At 53.2% G+C, this 16,000-nt stretch carries 13 protein-coding genes and 1 tRNA gene; 5 read left to right on the top strand and 9 right to left on the bottom strand.

The window, feature by feature from the left end:
* Positions 1 to 256: 256 nt before the first annotated feature.
* Both AC0JZ1_RS10400 and AC0JZ1_RS10405 read right to left on the bottom strand, forming a co-directional pair.
* The gene (locus AC0JZ1_RS10400) at positions 257 to 1,621 is read right to left on the bottom strand and encodes a PleD family two-component system response regulator (protein WP_471882298.1); all 1,365 of its coding nucleotides are present in this window, start codon (positions 1,619 to 1,621) and stop codon (positions 257 to 259) included.
* A 14-nt stretch (positions 1,622 to 1,635) separates the two neighbouring features.
* Positions 1,636 to 2,007 carry a response regulator gene (locus tag AC0JZ1_RS10405; protein ID WP_377394788.1) on the bottom strand — a complete coding sequence of 124 codons (372 nt, stop codon included), beginning with the start codon at positions 2,005 to 2,007 and terminating at the stop codon, positions 1,636 to 1,638.
* Positions 2,008 to 2,133: 126 nt separating this feature from the next.
* Here AC0JZ1_RS10405 and AC0JZ1_RS10410 point away from each other — a divergent pair, with 126 nt between their 5' ends.
* The 3 genes from AC0JZ1_RS10410 (at position 2,134) to AC0JZ1_RS10420 (ending at position 4,447) form a co-directional block, all read left to right on the top strand.
* Positions 2,134 to 2,439, top strand: coding sequence for a DUF3572 domain-containing protein (locus AC0JZ1_RS10410; RefSeq protein ID WP_471882299.1), 306 nt, complete (start codon positions 2,134 to 2,136; stop codon positions 2,437 to 2,439).
* Positions 2,439 to 3,080 carry a hypothetical protein gene (locus tag AC0JZ1_RS10415; protein WP_471882300.1) on the top strand — a complete coding sequence of 214 codons (642 nt, stop codon included), beginning with the start codon at positions 2,439 to 2,441 and terminating at the stop codon, positions 3,078 to 3,080. Before AC0JZ1_RS10410 ends, AC0JZ1_RS10415 begins: the two co-directional genes overlap by 1 nt.
* A gap of 122 nt (positions 3,081 to 3,202) precedes the next feature.
* Positions 3,203 to 4,447, top strand: a complete 1,245-nt coding sequence (locus tag AC0JZ1_RS10420) for a L,D-transpeptidase family protein (RefSeq protein ID WP_471882301.1) — start codon at positions 3,203 to 3,205, stop codon at positions 4,445 to 4,447.
* A 188-nt stretch (positions 4,448 to 4,635) separates the two neighbouring features.
* Here AC0JZ1_RS10420 and dnaE read toward each other — a convergent pair whose 3' ends face one another.
* On the bottom strand, positions 4,636 to 8,130 hold the full coding sequence (gene dnaE, locus AC0JZ1_RS10425) for a DNA polymerase III subunit alpha (protein ID WP_471882302.1): 3,495 nt from the start codon (positions 8,128 to 8,130) through the stop codon (positions 4,636 to 4,638).
* Between the two features lie 333 nt (positions 8,131 to 8,463).
* On the opposite strand from dnaE, the gene AC0JZ1_RS10430 reads away from it, so the two are divergent.
* Positions 8,464 to 9,258 carry a class I SAM-dependent methyltransferase gene (locus AC0JZ1_RS10430; protein ID WP_471882303.1) on the top strand — a complete coding sequence of 265 codons (795 nt, stop codon included), beginning with the start codon at positions 8,464 to 8,466 and terminating at the stop codon, positions 9,256 to 9,258.
* 4 nt (positions 9,259 to 9,262) lie between these two features.
* On the opposite strand, the gene AC0JZ1_RS10435 is transcribed toward AC0JZ1_RS10430, so the two are convergent.
* From AC0JZ1_RS10435 to AC0JZ1_RS10455, 5 genes are all read right to left on the bottom strand, one after another.
* Positions 9,263 to 9,946 (bottom strand): ABC transporter ATP-binding protein, encoded by a 684-nt coding sequence (locus tag AC0JZ1_RS10435; RefSeq protein ID WP_471882304.1) that lies wholly within the window; start codon positions 9,944 to 9,946, stop codon positions 9,263 to 9,265.
* Between the two features lie 15 nt (positions 9,947 to 9,961).
* On the bottom strand, positions 9,962 to 11,269 hold the full coding sequence (locus AC0JZ1_RS10440; protein WP_471882305.1) for a lipoprotein-releasing ABC transporter permease subunit: 1,308 nt from the start codon (positions 11,267 to 11,269) through the stop codon (positions 9,962 to 9,964).
* Positions 11,270 to 11,315: 46 nt separating this feature from the next.
* On the bottom strand, positions 11,316 to 12,638 hold the full coding sequence (proS, locus tag AC0JZ1_RS10445; protein ID WP_471882306.1) for a proline--tRNA ligase: 1,323 nt from the start codon (positions 12,636 to 12,638) through the stop codon (positions 11,316 to 11,318).
* 598 nt (positions 12,639 to 13,236) lie between these two features.
* Positions 13,237 to 13,515, bottom strand: coding sequence for a DUF1467 family protein (locus AC0JZ1_RS10450; protein WP_471882307.1), 279 nt, complete (start codon positions 13,513 to 13,515; stop codon positions 13,237 to 13,239).
* 207 nt (positions 13,516 to 13,722) lie between these two features.
* Positions 13,723 to 13,798 (bottom strand) — tRNA-Thr (locus tag AC0JZ1_RS10455).
* Between the two features lie 159 nt (positions 13,799 to 13,957).
* Here AC0JZ1_RS10455 and AC0JZ1_RS10460 point away from each other — a divergent pair.
* Entirely contained in the window at positions 13,958 to 14,731 is a 774-nt protein-coding gene (locus AC0JZ1_RS10460) for an NAD kinase (RefSeq protein ID WP_471882308.1), read from the top strand.
* Between the two features lie 75 nt (positions 14,732 to 14,806).
* Here the strand turns inward: AC0JZ1_RS10460 and prfB are convergent.
* Positions 14,807 to 15,938 (bottom strand): peptide chain release factor 2 gene (gene prfB / locus AC0JZ1_RS10465; protein ID WP_471882309.1). Its coding sequence is split into 2 segments (ribosomal slippage): positions 14,807 to 15,868 and positions 15,870 to 15,938, totalling 1,131 coding nucleotides; the frame shifts between segments, so codons are not numbered across the junction.
* Between the last annotated feature and the right edge of the window lie 62 nt (positions 15,939 to 16,000).

Raw genomic sequence — 16,000 nt, forward strand, 5'->3', positions numbered from 1 at the left:
GACCCCTGAAAAAGCACTGCTTGAATTTACAACTATAAGCCTAACTAAGTTTGTCAAAAAATAAAGTTAAAACTCTTCAAAATTGTATGATCATAGGGGAATATTTATTTCGAAAAACACGACACACTGTCCTGTATGAGCAGACTAGACAGTGGACCACGAATATCACCTAGTTTTGAACAGTTCGAAGCTATGGCAACGCAGTGATCATTCCGACACTTGTTCGAAAAGGGTAGTTCTATACCGTTATTTGCAATCACGCGGCTGATGCGACGACGCGGTTTCGTCCACTGTTTTTTGCCTGATATAGCGCCTTGTCTGCACTTTTAAGAAGCTGCTCAGGGGTATCAGTACCCGCACAGAATGAAGCAATGCCAATCGAAGCCGTGATATGCAGTTGAGCGCCACCCGGTAACACAAACGGTACAGCCTCTATCATACCTCTCAAACGTTCCGCGATGGATGCGGCTGAGGCAGCATCTGTATCCGGCATCACCACGACGAACTCTTCTCCGCCGTAGCGACAGGCAAGGTCTGCTCCTCGGACAGTCGAGCGAATGCGACGTGCGAATTCCCGCAGCACTTCATCCCCCACATCGTGCCCGTGAGTGTCATTGACGCTTTTAAATCGGTCGATATCCGTGATGCAAACCGAAAGCGGGCGGCTGCGCGCTGCCGCTCTGTTGAATAGCGTCTTCAGATGACTGTCCAAATACCGGCGGTTATGGAGCCCCGTCAGTCCATCTGTGACCGCAAGTTCGATTGTCTGGTGGACACTGGAGCGCAATTTGTCGTTATAGCGCTTCCGCTTGATCTGTGTGAGCGTTCGCGCCACCAATTCGTTCGGATCCACCGGACGCATCAGGTAATCGTTGACGCCAAGATCAAGCGCGCGAACGATCATGTCCTCATGTCCGCCGTCGGTGATCAGGAGCAAAGGCAGAAGCCGGGTCCTCTCCAGAAGGCGCAATTGCGCGCAAAGCCGAAGAGGATCATAATCTTCTATATTATCGTTGATGATAACCAGATCGAACGGGTTTTCCGCCGCTTCAAAAAGTGCAGCTTGTGGATCGGATATGGAAACCACTTCTGCCACTGGCTTCAATCCCTTGATGATCCGCTCCTGGGAGCTTCCTCGACCATCTACGAGCAAGACTTGTCCCGCCGTTTCGAAGCTGTCGATTTTAGCGAGATCTTCGAGTCCGATTGTGCGTGCAGTATCTGCGCGAATTCGCAACTCGTCGCTCAGCGTTTTCAATCTCACGAGACTTTTGACCCGAGAAACGAGCTGGAGATCGTTCACTGGCTTCGTCAGGAAATCATCTGCGCCTGCCTTTAAGCCCCTCACCCGGTCTGTGGGCTGATCAAGCGCCGTCACCATAACCACGGGAATATGCATGGTCTTCGGGTTTGATTTCAGCCTTTCGCAGACTTCAAATCCATCCATGCCGGGCATCATCACATCGAGGAGAATGAGATCGACGTGGTTGCCTTCAACCACTTCCAGGGCCTTGAAGCCGTTGTCAGCCGTTAGCACATCGAAATATTCCGCCAGAAGACGCGCCTCCAGAAGCTTCACATTCGCGGGAATGTCGTCAACAACCAGAATTCGCGCTGTCATTCGGATCAAACGCCTTAAGCGTCTCCCAGGTAAGTTTTAATTGTTTCGAGAAATTTAGGCACTGAAATAGGTTTGGAGACATAGGCCTCGCAGCCGCCCTGGCGGATACGTTCCTCGTCGCCTTTCATAGCAAAGGCAGTGACAGCCACGACCGGAATGACATGAAGCTCATCGTCTTCCTTCAGCCATTTGGTGACCTCGAGCCCTGAAACCTCAGGCAATTGAATATCCATCAAGATAAGATCGGGGCGATGCTTGCGTGCAAGGTCCAAAGCTTCCATCCCATTGCGGGTCTGGATAGTTTCATAGCCCGACGCCTCGATCAGATCGCGGAAGAGCTTCATGTTTAGCTCGTTATCTTCGACAATCATGACCCGCTTGGGCATAGCTTTATCCTTACATGCCGTACTGTCAGCCTATATGAGATATAAGCCTCCACATGGCCGATTCCATCATCTCGGTTGGCCGGAGATTATTCTGATTTGGTTGAAGAAAAGGTAACCAGTCGTCCGATGCGTACCGAACCTGTAAAATCTTCCGCTCTGCCTGCTCCAGAGGAAACGGCTGGCGCAGTCCTGCAATGGCTGGCCGATGAGCCGGAAATGATGGGCCGGTTTCTGGCGCTTTCGGGTCTGCAAGTTGTTCAACTGCGGGACGCCATCAAAGATCCGGGCTTTTTGGCCGGAATGATTGACTTCATCATGTCTCACGAGCCAAGCCTGATGGCCTTCTGCCAGGCAACCAACTGGAAACCGGAGGCTGTGATGGCCGCGTGGCACCACTACTCCGGCCCCGGTCTGGACTCGGGAGAATTTTGATGAGCCAAATCGTGGATCTGGATCATGTGCGTTTGACGGATCGGCCTCTGCTGGTCTGCGATGTGGACGATGTCGTTCTGGAGTTTCTCGTTCCGTTCGAAGGCTATCTATCCAGCCTTGGCCACAAACTAGTTCAACGTTCTTATCGTCTGCACGGAAACATTCTGTCGACAATTGATGACAGGCCGCTGGCCGATGATCTGGTCAGCCAGCTGATCCTCGACTTCTTTGCCGCACAGGAAGCATGGCAGACGCCATTTGGCGATGCCGTGCATGCTTTGAAACGAGTGGGTGAGCAGGCTGATATTGTGTTTCTGACAGCCATGCCCCCTCGCTTTACGCAGATGCGCCGCCGCCTACTCGACAGTCTCGATCTCACCTTCCCGCTTCTAGCCACCGAAAGTCCCAAAGGTCCGGTGATCCGCTCCATGCATGGCAATCGCGATCTGCCAGTGGCCTTCCTTGATGACATGGCTCACAATCACCATTCGGTTGCAGAGCATGTGCCGGAATGCCTGCTTGTGCATTTGATGCCGCAGACGCAGATGCATAGCTTCGCACCATCACCATCGGCCGATGTGCTCAAGGCAAGTGACTGGCAGGATGTGGAGCGCCACCTTCTGGCGCATTTCTCGCAGTGACTACAACGGCGATCATCAAGCAAAGTTGAAACGCTAAAATGTCAGGCCCAGCGGCACGCATCAAGCTTCGTTAAACTTCAACGCATATCATTCCTGAAACAGTATTGCGTATGAGGTTTACCATGTTCAGATCTGCAGCGGCCGCGCTTGCCTTGCTTGCCGCATCGGTCTCGCCTGTTTTGGCTGAGACTGATGTCAGAACGCTTCAGATCATTGTCTCAAAAGCGACGCAGTCGCTAGCGGTCTATGATGATGGTGAAAAGATAGCGACCTCACGCGTCTCAACCGGCAAGGTGGGCCACGACACTCCGGCGGGTATCTTTTCAATTCTGGAAAAACGGAAATACCACAAGTCTAACATTTATTCAGACGCACCGATGCCATGGATGCAGCGTCTTACATGGTCTGGTATTGCGCTCCATGAATCGAACAGCGTTCCCAGCTATCCTGCTTCGCATGGATGCGTGCGTCTGCCGGCAGCTTTCGCTCGCTCACTCTACCAGATGACCGGTCGCGGCGTACATGTCATCATTACAGATGACGATGTTCAGCCTACGGCAATCGATCATCCCTTCCTGTTCCAAACGGCGAATTCTACGGCTAACAGTAAGCTTCTCTCGGACGTGCCGCTGCGCTCGTCAACGGGCCATGAGAGCACGACGCAGGTGGAAGTGGCGATGAACATGCCAAGCAAACCACAGCCGATTTCTACCGGATCGGCGTCGTTGGCTTCCAAAAAAATCGACACGCCAGAACCCCTGAGGATCATGATAACACGCCGGGACGACCAGGATTTGCTTCGCGATGTGCAGCAAATGCTGACCGGCCTCGGCTTTGATGCTGGCAAGCCCGATGGCATTATGGGAGAAGCAACCCGCTCTGCGATTGCGGGCTTTAAACGATGGAAAGAGCTGCCTGCAAAAGGCCCGCTTGTCACCGAGCAGATGTTGCAAGCACTCTACGCTTCCGCAGACCGGGAACCAGCACCTGCTGGTCAAATCCTGATACGGCAGGGCTTCGAGCCGGTTCTTTCTGAGCCAGTGGCTATCAAATCACCCGAAATATCACTCGGCACACACTTTTATCAGCTCACAAAGATTGATCGAGTAACCGGCAAAGCCCAATGGAAAAGCCTCACCCTTTCCAATCGTCTGCCGGAGGCAACGCGCAAGCGTCTTGGCATCACTGCCGATCCGACACCAGCTGCAAATGCAGATTCAGCCATCCTTGAGCGCCTGACCCTGTCAGATGCTTTGCGCGAGAAAATCGAAAGCATGATCTCCGCCGGGAGTTCCCTGACCATTACCGATAACGGCCCAAGCCATGAAACAACCAAGGGCACGGATTTCATCACGCTGACGCGCTAGGGTCAGTCTCCGCCGCTCTATCAGTGACCGCCAAGCTCATATCATTGGCGGTCTTGCATTATGTCAACCGCGCCTCAGGTGTCGGCTTCATTGAGAGCGTCTTTGCAGCTCCTGAGTACGCCAATATTCTCGCGATTTTCAAGCATTTCCAAAGGAAAAACTGGCTTCCACTTTTTCCAAAAATGCTTCTAGACCACCAGCTCAACATCGATCACGCCGGGCGCGGATTTCAAGGCCGCAGCCACTTCCGGCGAGATGCGGTAGCGATCTGTCAGCTCAACTTCAATCTCTCGCTTGCCGTCGTCCTTCACCACGATAAAGGAAACAAGGCCATCACCACGCGCATTGAGATGCTTCACGACAGTCTTCAACGGGCCGGAATCGTGCACGTAGACCCGAAGGGCCTTCTGCATCTGGACTGACATTTCCTCAAGCGACTGCACGGTCTGAATACGCAGCCCTATACCTTCCGGCCGCTCATCTGCCTGAACCGTGATAACCAAGGATTTTCCAGGCTCCAAAAGATCACGGTACTGGTTCAGTGCTTCCGAAAAGAGAATGGCTTCAAACTGCCCCGTGGCATCCGAGAAGGTGACAATACCCATCTTGTTGCCAGTCCGTGTCTTTCGCTCCTGCCGTGACGTGACTGTACCCGCCAGCCGACCGGCACCGGCACCGGCCTTCACCGCAGCAGAGAACTCTGAAAAGTTCTGTACACGCATCTTCGCCAAAACTTGTGCATAGGTATCAAGCGGGTGAGCGGAAAGGTAAAAACCGAGCACCTGGTATTCGCGCATCAGCTTTTCAGACGCAGTCCAAGGATCAAAATTCGGCAGGATCAGTCTCTCAGGACCGGCAGCCGAAGACGAACCGAACATATCGCTCTGGCCGCTAGTCTTTCCTTCTGCAGCACGTTGTGCATAGCCGATAACTCGATCAAGCCCCGTTACCAGTTCGGCTCGGTCCTTGCCGAAACAATCGAAAGCACCAGCAAAGATCAGGCTTTCCAACACGCGCCGGTTCACTTGCTTCGGATCGATCCGCAAGCAGAAATCTTCGAGGCTGGCGAAGGGCTTATCGCCGCGAGTAGCAACAATGTGCTCGACTGCCGCCTCGCCAACACCTTTGATGGCTGCAAGCGAATAGAAGATGCAGTTTTCTCCCGTCTCAAACATACGAAATGAAGTCTGGATCGATGGCGGAACAACTTTGATCCCAAGACGAGACGCATCCTGACGAAAGTCGTTCAGCTTTTCCGTGTTCGCCATATCATAGGTCATGGAGGCGGCAAGGAATTCGACGGGATAATGCGCCTTCATATATGCCGTCTGATAGGAGACAATGGCATAGGCGGCGGCGTGGGATTTGTTGAAGCCGTAATTGGCAAACTTTGCCAGAAGGTCGAAAATCAAATCTGCCTGCGGCTTGGAGACCTCATTCTTCACCGCACCGTCCACGAAGCGGGCACGCTGCTTATCCATTTCCTCCTTGATCTTCTTACCCATGGCGCGGCGTAGAAGATCGGCCTCCCCAAGCGAATAGCCGGACAGGACCTGCGCGATCTGCATAACCTGTTCCTGATAAACGATGACGCCTTGCGTTTCCTTCAGCAGGTAATCGATCTTGGGATGGATGGACTCGATCTCTTCCTCGCCGTGTTTACGGGCATTGTAAACCGGAATATTTTCCATCGGGCCGGGACGATAGAGTGCGACAAGCGCGATAATGTCCTCGATGCAATCTGGCCGCATGCCAAGAAGCGCCTTGCGCATACCGACACTTTCCACCTGGAAAACGCCAATGGTTTCGCCACGCGAGAGCATTTCGTAAGTCTTTTGGTCATCAAGCGGGATCTTGGCAAGATCAACATGAATGCCACGTTTGGCGACGAAATCCACGGCAGTCTTCAATACCGTCAGCGTCTTCAAACCAAGGAAGTCGAATTTCACCAAGCCAGCCTGCTCAACCCATTTCATATTGAACTGGGTGACCGGCATATCCGAACGCGGATCGCGGTACATGGGAACGAGTTTGGAAAGCGGGCGGTCACCAATGACGATACCGGCAGCGTGCGTGGAGGCATGCCGATAAAGCCCCTCGATCTTCTGAGCTATGTCGAGCAGCCGCGCAACCACAGGCTCCTTCTCTGCCTCTTCCTGTAAACGAGGTTCTTCCTCGATTGCTTTTGAAAGAGGTGTCGGATTGGCCGGATTGTTCGGCACCAGCTTACAGATCTTGTCGACCTGCCCATAGGGCATCTCCAGCACGCGCCCCACATCACGCAAGGCAGCACGCGCCTGAAGCGAACCAAAGGTTATGATCTGGGCAACCTGCTCACGACCATATTTCTGCTGCACATAGCGAATGACTTCTTCGCGCCGGTCCTGGCAAAAGTCGATATCGAAGTCGGGCATGGAAACGCGTTCGGGATTAAGAAAGCGTTCGAACAGCAGAGAGAAGCGAAGCGGGTCGACGTCAGTGATAGTAAGCGCATAGGCCACAAGCGAACCCGCACCGGAACCACGGCCAGGCCCAACGGGGATGTCCTGAACCTTGGCCCATTTGATGAAGTCCGAAACGATCAGAAAGTAGCCAGGAAATTTCATCCTCTCGATAACGGAAAGCTCGAAATCAAGGCGCTCGCGGTAATCCTGCTCGGTATAGCCTTCCGCCATACCAAGCTCTGCAAGACGATTTTCCAGACCCTCGACCGACTGACGGCGCAATTCTGATGCCTCAGCGCGCTCTGCCTCTTCTGCATCTGCGGTCGCGCCCGTGAAACGGGGCAGGATCGGCTTGCGCGTCTTCAAGATGAATGAGCAGCGATGCGCAATCTCGACCGTGTTCTCCAACGCTTCCGGTAGATCCGCAAAAAGCGTCGCCATTTCAGCGCGGCTCTTGAGGCAATGGTCTGGCGTCAAGCGGAAACGGGTATCATCTGAGACAATGGCATTGTGCGCGACGGCCATCAGAGCGTCATGGGCATCATACTCATTCTTGGATGGGAAGAAGGCCTCATTGGTCGCAACAAGAGGAATATCGTGGGAATATGCCAGTTCGATGAGCTTACGTTCGTGCCGCTTGTCATAATTTGCGTGCCGTTGCAGCTCTACATACAGCCGATCACCGAAAACAGCTTTCAGCCGCAGCAATCGCGTCTCAGCTTGGGCAGAATGACCTTCTTTGAGTAAAGGATCGATGGGACCAGAGCTGAAACCGGTCAAGGCAATAATGCCTTCAGCCCCCTCATCTTCCAACCACGACATGCATATATGTGTTGCCTGACTTCCCTCACCGCCTAGATAGGCACGACTAACAAGATCCACCAAACGTTCGTAGCCAGCGTCGTTGGCGGCGAGTAAGACAAGGGAGGGCAACTTTGCCAGCCCGTTACGCTTTTCATCGCCTTGATCTTCCATATCGATGGACATCTGGCAGCCGATGATGGGTTGAATGCCTTCATCCATTGCCTTCTGCGAAAATTCGAGCGCCACAAACAGATTGTTGGTGTCGGTAATGGCGATAGCTGGTTGGCCATCGCCAGAGGCCTTGGCAAGGATCTTCTTCAGCGGAAGCGCACCTTCAAGCAGCGAGTAAGCCGAATGCACCCGCAGATGCACAAACTTCGGCGTGACTTCTGCCGAAACTTCGTCATCCGTCTTCAATGCACCTGTATCCGCCATGCCACTCGCCACTTCGCAGTCATCAATCTGCTAATTGTCGGCCTTCCGCTCCACAGAGTCCAGCCAGAGCGAAAGCCTTCAACCGAAAACTGCCTTCAATCAGAAGGAAAGCATGATGACGCTGAGGCTTGCGAGAAATGTCAGGATAGATGCAAATGCTGCTACGTCTCGGATCAAGTCAGTCATAACGCTCTCCTTTTCCGTTATGTTTCTACTATGTTCCGCTAACGTTCTGGTGTCAATGAAAAGAACGAAAGCGGAACATTTTAGTTTAACAGAATATGAAGATGGTGGGTCACGAGATGACTGCTTCTGAAACTTTGGAGCTAAGACATGTCAAATGACGCAGAAAAGCTTGTTTCTCGGCACTGGGATGGCAATGCGGAACAATGGGCGCATGATGTTCGTGCCGGGTTTGACATCTATCGCGACCACTTCACGCTTCCAGCATTTTTAGCCATTCTTCCCGATCTGAACAGATTGAAGATTATCGATTTTGGCTGTGGCGAAGGTCGTAATACTCGCGTGTTTGCCAAGCGCGGCGCGGCCATGACCGGAATCGACCTTTCCCCTCGGATGCTGGACTTGGCTCTGAGTCATGAGCAAACAGAGCCACTTGGTATCAGCTATCAACGCGCATCTTTCAGCAGTTGCCCGAGCATCGCCGATTCGAAATTTGATGCAGTCCTGTCGACTATGGCACTTATGGACGCTCCGGATTTCCCTGGTGCAATGCGTGAAGCCTATCGAATATTAAAGCCCGGTGGTTTTCTCGCCTTTAGCATTCTTCATCCGTGTTTTATCAGCGCAGGGCTGAGCTGGATCAGGAGCCCTTCGGGCGAAACAATCGGGCTTGGCGTAGCGAATTATTTCCAAACGGACAGCTTCATTGAAAAATGGAAATTTGGCGATAACCCGGACAAGGTCGTACCAGAAGCTTTCACAGTGCCTCGCTTCCCGCGCATTTTAAGCGATATTCTCAATTCAGTGAGCAAGGCTGGCTTCAAGATCACGAGAATCGAAGAACCGATGCCAAACGAGGAAGCATGCATTGCCTATCCACGCTTGAGCAGATGGCGTGATCTGGCAGCCTTTCTGCTGATCGTTCGAGCAGATAAACCGGCCTGATACGTTAGAATTCTTTAATCTTGCCGCCTTCAATCGTCACGCGGCGATCCATGCGGCTCGCCAATTCATGGTTATGCGTTGCAATCAGCGCAGCAAGGCCAGACTGGCGGACCAGAGCTTCCAGAGCGTCGAAAACATAAGACGCAGTTTCTGGATCAAGATTTCCGGTGGGTTCATCCGCCAGCAAGACCAGTGGCGCGTTTGCGACGGCTCGCGCGATGGCAACGCGCTGCTGTTCACCACCAGACAATTCTGCCGGGCGATGATCAGCACGATGGCCGATTCGCATATAATCAAGAAGCTGCGCGGCCCGCTCACGCGCCTCCTTCTTGGGTAGCCCCGCAATCAATTGCGGCATCATTATATTCTCGAGCGCCGTGAATTCAGGCAGCAGATGGTGGAACTGGTAGACAAAACCAATGTCGCCCCGGCGGATTGCTGTGCGACGATCATCGCCCAACCCGCCGCAAGCCTCACCATTGATGTAGATCTCTCCGCTATCGGGATGCTCCAGAAGACCGGCCAAATGCAGCAGCGTGGATTTCCCCGTACCGGACGGCGCCACCAGAGCGACAATCTCGCCTGCCCGTAGCTCGAAATCGGCTGATTTCAGAATGGAAAGCGTAGTTTCCGCCTGCCCGTAGTGCCGATCGACGCTTGCGAGCTTCAATACTGTTTTGCGTGCCATGACCCGATGCCGATCCTATTCGTAACGAAGCGCCTGGACCGGATCGAGCCGTGACGCTCTCCAAGCCGGGAAGATGGTGGCGAGAAAGGAGAGAACCAATGCCATGACAACAACCGAGGTTGTCTCACTGATGCTCATTTCCGCTGGCAGCTGACTGAGGAAATAAAGCTCTGGATCAAACAGCACCGTCCCCGAAACCCAGGAGAAGAACTCGCGGATCGACTCGATATTCAAACAGACGATTACCCCGAGCAGAACGCCCGCGAAAGTGCCGACAATTCCGATCGCCGCCCCCGTCATGAAGAAAATGCGCATAATGGCACCGGAACTCGCGCCCATGGTTTTCAAGATCGCGATATCGCTGCCTTTGTCCTTCACCAGCATAATCAGGCCAGAAATGATATTGAGTGCCGCGACCAGAACAATCAGCGTCAAGATCATGAACATGACGTTTCGCTCAACTTGCAGGGCAGAGAAAAAAGTCTGATTGCGTTGCCGCCAATCAGTCAGAAATATTTGGCGGCCAGCGGCCTGCTCGATCAATGGCCGCATCTCATCGACCTTGTCGGCATCCTTTAGATAAATCTCGATGGACTGCACCAATCCATCCGCATTGAAGTAGGCCTGCGCCTCGGCAAGAGGCATGTAGATCATTGATGCATCATATTCCGACATGCCGATTTCGAACACGCCGGAGACCCGGTAGGCCTTCACCCGTGGCGTAACACCCATGGGGGTTACGTCACCTTCAGGAGAAACAAGAGTGATCTGATCGCCCGCTCCTATACCAAGGGAAGATGCTAGCCGCGAGCCGATCAGCACCCCATCCCCTGTCGCAAAACCAGTGATATCGCCAGAGCGGATGTTGGAGGAAACTTCATGTAGTTTCTCCAGATCTTCGGTACGAATACCGCGCACCAGAGCGCCAGAACCGGCACCCTGTTTGCCAGAGGCCAAAGTCTGACCCTCAACGAGAGGCAGGGCCATGGTGACACCCGGCACAGCGGAAAACTTTTGTGCAAGCTGAGCGTAATCCGTCAGTGGCTGGTCTACCGGCTGAACGATTATATGACCGTTGATACCCAGAATGCGGGAGATCAGCTCCGTGCGAAACCCGTTCATCACAGCCATGACAATGATGAGTGTCGCCACACCCAACATGATGCCGACGAAGGAGAAGCCGGCAATCACGGAGATGAAAGTTTCTTTGCGGCGTGAGCGCAGGTAGCGCCAGGCAACCATGCGTTCAAAGGCAGAAAAGGCTCCGGCGGAAGGAATGGCTTCCTGCTGTTGAACCGCCGTTTCCGATGCGACCTTGGCCATAAATTCTCCTGTGACTGCCTGACTGCAGCGAGAACCGACTGAGGTTTCAGGCGGTCAAACGATTAAGTGCCGCTTCAACCGTCATGGTTTCACGCGCACCAGTCTTGCGATCCTTCACCTCAACCTCACCCGTTGCAGCAGAACGTGGGCCGACGATCAACTGCACAGGAACACCGATCAGATCGGCGGTTGCGAACTTCGTCCCAGCACGATCGTCCGTGTCGTCGTAAAGAACATCCTGGCCGGCATTGGTGAGACCGGCATAGAGGCTATCACAGACGCGGTCGCATGCTTCGTCGCCCGCCTTCATGGTTATGATCATCGAATCGAACGGTGCCACCGAAGCGGGCCAAATGATTCCATTCTCGTCATGCGAAGCTTCGATGATGGCGGGAACAAGGCGCGTTGGGCCAATACCGTAGGAACCCATGTGGACAAGATGCTCTTTTCCATCTGGCCCTTGAACCTTTGCACCCATCGGTTCGGAATATTTGGTGCCGAAATAGAAAATATGCCCGACCTCAATGCCACGGGCAGACAGCCGGTCGCCTTCAGGAATCGCATTGAATGCGGCTTCATCATGCATTTCAGAGGTCGCTGCGTAAGCGGAGGTCCACTTGTCGAAAATGGACTGCAAGCCGGCAACATCATCGAAATCAGTATCCTCACCAGGGATATCGAACTCGATGAAGCTCTTATGAGAATAGACTTCAGACTCGCCCGTATCCGCCAGAATGATGAACTCATGGCTGTGGTTGCCGCCAATCGGACCCGTATCGGCGCGCATGGGAATCGCGCGAACGCCGAGACGTGCAAAAGTCCGTAGATAGGCGACGAACATTTTATTGTAGGAATGAATGGCATCTTCGCGTGTCAGGTCGAAGGAGTAGGCATCCTTCATGAGGAACTCGCGCGAGCGCATAGTGCCGAAGCGCGGACGAATCTCATCGCGAAACTTCAGCTGGATATGATAAAGATTGAGCGGCAGGTTCTTGTAAGATTTCACGTAGGACCGGAAGATATCCGTGATCATCTCTTCATTGGTCGGCCCGTAAAGCATGGGACGGTCCTGACGATCCTTGATGCGTAGCATTTCCTTGCCATAGGCATCGTATCGGCCGCTTTCCTGCCACAACTCCGCCGATTGAAGCGTAGGCATCAGAAGCTCTACCGCACCTGCGCGGTTCTGCTCTTCCCGCACGATCGCATTCACTTTGTCCAAAACGCGCTTGCCAAGCGGCAACCAGGAATAGATACCTTGGCTTTGCTGGCGGATCATGCCCGCGCGTAACATAAGGCGGTGTGAAACGATCTCCGCTTCCTTAGGATTTTCCTTCAGAATAGGCATGAAGTAGCGGGACAGACGCATTGCGTTTTCCGTGTTCTTGGCTGCTTGCCCGTCGGCAAGAATCAGCATCTTGATGAGGTTATTTGGTGATGGCTACATAGCGGTTAAGTGGGTTCAAGGGAACCCGCCAGCATTCGGAAACAGGCACAGACCACAGAAGCCGCTCGTGATTTGAAGCCACTCACATCGTTAATTGTGCCAATAGTATGACAATTAAAACCTTATCCGCATTTCATGAAAAAAATCGGGCAAGTGTGTCAAAACTGTCAAATTGAGTAGTGACAAAGCCCAAAGCTTGAGCTAGGTTCGGCACATAAAAGAGGCAGGGAGTTCAATTTTCTGCCATTCGCGGTCAAGTCTTGGGAGGATCAGATCTTAGGCGCGCTCGCTCGCAGCCCCGGCAACGGTTGAAGATCACGCGATACTTTAAACAAGGCTTCACAGCCTTGTTTTTTTTTGGCTTTCATTCAAGTTCGGAAGCGCATTCATCGAAATCACCTGGCCCAAGCGCTTTAACGCCCGGACGCCAGTCTAATGCTCGCTAGCAGCGGACGGCGGCTGGCGCATCTGACCTTTGGAACGCCGATCATCCCAACTACAACCAGCCGAATGCTATCGGTCAGGTCCTGCCGAAGTCCGGCACGATGCGCGGCAGAGAATTCATGCTGAAGCCGAAATAGGTGGATGATACGAACCATCCAGCGTAAATCAGTGCTGCAATAACGCTGGTGAGAAGAACAACCTTACCGCCTTGAAATCTCGCGGGTGCGCTCTCAACAGTTCCCAGAACAACGTCCTTTTCCTCCGCCTGCGTGCGAAGGCCTATCGGCAGAACGATGAAAAGCACCGTCCACCAAATAATGAAATAGACAGCGAACGCTGACATTATCTGGGTCATTTCCTGCTCCCCACCAACTGCCTCGGACGATGCTTAGTTACACCATAAAAGGTGAACCACTCTTGCGCCGTCAGTCATACCTAACGAACAACTTAGGCCGTCTACAGATATCGCACAACTGACCTATAGGCGCATAGGCTATAAAACGCCTGCAGGAACGCTTGTAAAACGTTCAAGCGCATTTTCATTCTAAGTTGATGGAAATGATGGTGCCCCCGGCAAGGTTCGAACTCGCGACCCCCTGATTACAAATCAGGTGCTCTACCAACTGAGCTACAAGGGCAATGACGGTGCAAGTACATATAACTGAGGCCACTGTAAAGAGCTAAGTCGTCTTAACCAGCATGATTTTTTCAAAATTCACAAACGTCGAACGCGGTCAGCAGGCTTGTCGGGTCCATTGTTTTTCCTATACGAAGTCAAATATCCATGAGGGGTCCGCATGTCTTCAACTCAGCAGAAACTTGGCTTCTTAGCCTCACCGGCTCCGGAAGCACAGATTGCCTTCGAAGAGCTCACCTGCATTTATGGCAACGCCCCTCCCGCCGAGGCCGATGTGATCATCGCATTGGGTGGCGATGGTTTCATGCTCCAGACACTGCATCAGACCATTAACAGCGGCAAACGAATCTATGGGATGAATTGCGGGTCTGTCGGGTTCTTGATGAACGACTACCGTGTTGAAGGCCTGCATGAGCGAATCGAAAAAGCCGTTGAGAACGATTTTCATCCGCTACAAATGAAGACGCACAACGCGGATGGAACCACATCCGTCGCGCTGGCAATCAATGAAGTCTACGTCTTTCGCCAGTCCTATCAAGCAGCCAAAATCCGGGTCACAATCGATGGGCATGTTCGTCTCGATGAATTGATCTGCGATGGCCTGATGATCGCAACACCCGCCGGTTCAACCGCCTATAACCTTTCCGCGCATGGTCCTATCCTGCCGCTGGAGGCTCCGCTGCTGGCCATGACGCCTGTCAGTGCATTTCGCCCTCGCCGCTGGCGCGGTGCACTTTTGCCCAACAAGGTGAAGGTTGAGTTGGACATCCTCGAAGCTGACAAGCGCCCGGTCAATGCAGTCGCCGACAATACTGAGGTAAAAAGCGTCCTGCATGTCACAATTCAGCAGTCGCGAGATCGAACGGCGCAAATTCTCTCTGATCCCGACCACTCCTGGTCCGATCGTATTCTCGCCGAACAGTTCTCGAACTGATACTTACCTCGAACATAAAAAGGGCGCGAGACGCATACAGCGCTCACGCCCCTTTTCAATCTTGGTAGATATCTCTTAATCGATATCGGAAACCTCGGCATCCGCCTTACCGCTGATACGGTGAGCAAGGGCCGCTTCCATGAACTCGTTAAGCTCTCCGTCCAACACATCACCGGGCGCGGTGCTTTCAACGCCGGTGCGAAGATCCTTCACCAGCTGATAGGGTTGCAAGACGTAAGACCGAATTTGGTGTCCCCAACCGATCTCAGTCTTGGAAGCTGCTTCGGCGTTGGCCGCCTCTTCGCGCTTCTTCAACTCGGCCTCGTAGAGACGTGCGCGAAGCATGTCCCACGCCTTCGCGCGGTTCTTGTGCTGCGAACGTTCCTGCTGGCAAGCAACAACGATGCCGCTTGGAATATGCGTAATGCGTACTGCCGAGTCGGTGGTGTTGACGTGCTGCCCACCGGAACCGGAGGCGCGATAGGTATCAATGCGGCAATCGCTTTCATTGACATCGATCTGGATCGAGTCATCGACAACTGGATAGACCCAGATCGACGAGAACGACGTATGGCGACGCGCATTGCTGTCATAGGGTGAGATACGAACAAGGCGGTGAACGCCCGATTCTGTCTTCAACCAACCATAGGCATTGTGACCCTTGACCAAAATCGTTGCAGATTTGATGCCGGCCTCTTCGCCATCATGCACTTCCAGAACTTCAACCTTGAAACCCGCGCGCTCCGCCCAGCGGGAATACATGCGCAGCAGCATATTGGCCCAATCCTGAGATTCGGTACCGCCAGCGCCGGAATGCACTTCGACATAGGTATCATTGGAATCGGCTTCGCCTGAAAGCATAGCCTCAACCTGACGGCGCGAAGATTCAGCGCGAAGCACTTTCAGCGCTTCTTCGGCGTCACGGACTACCGAATCGTCGCCTTCTTCCTCGCCCAACTCAATCAGTTCGATATTGTCCTTGAGCTGTTGCTCAAGGGAACGCACGCCGCTGATGCTATCTTCCAGTTGCTGACGCTCGCGCATCAACTTCTGGGCTTCATTCGCATCGTTCCAGAGGTTCGGGTCCTCCGCCTTATTGTTTAACCAGTCCAGTCGTCTTACCGCCTGATCCCAGTCAAAGATGCCTCCTCAGCAGGCTTATGGCCTGCTTGATTTCGTCAACAATATTCAGGGTCTCGTTACGCATTCTCTGCTTTCTTCATCCTTTTGGGAAACAGGCTGATTAATGACCTATGCGCGGGCTGTAAA

Source organism: Affinirhizobium capsici, from assembly GCF_977018625.1.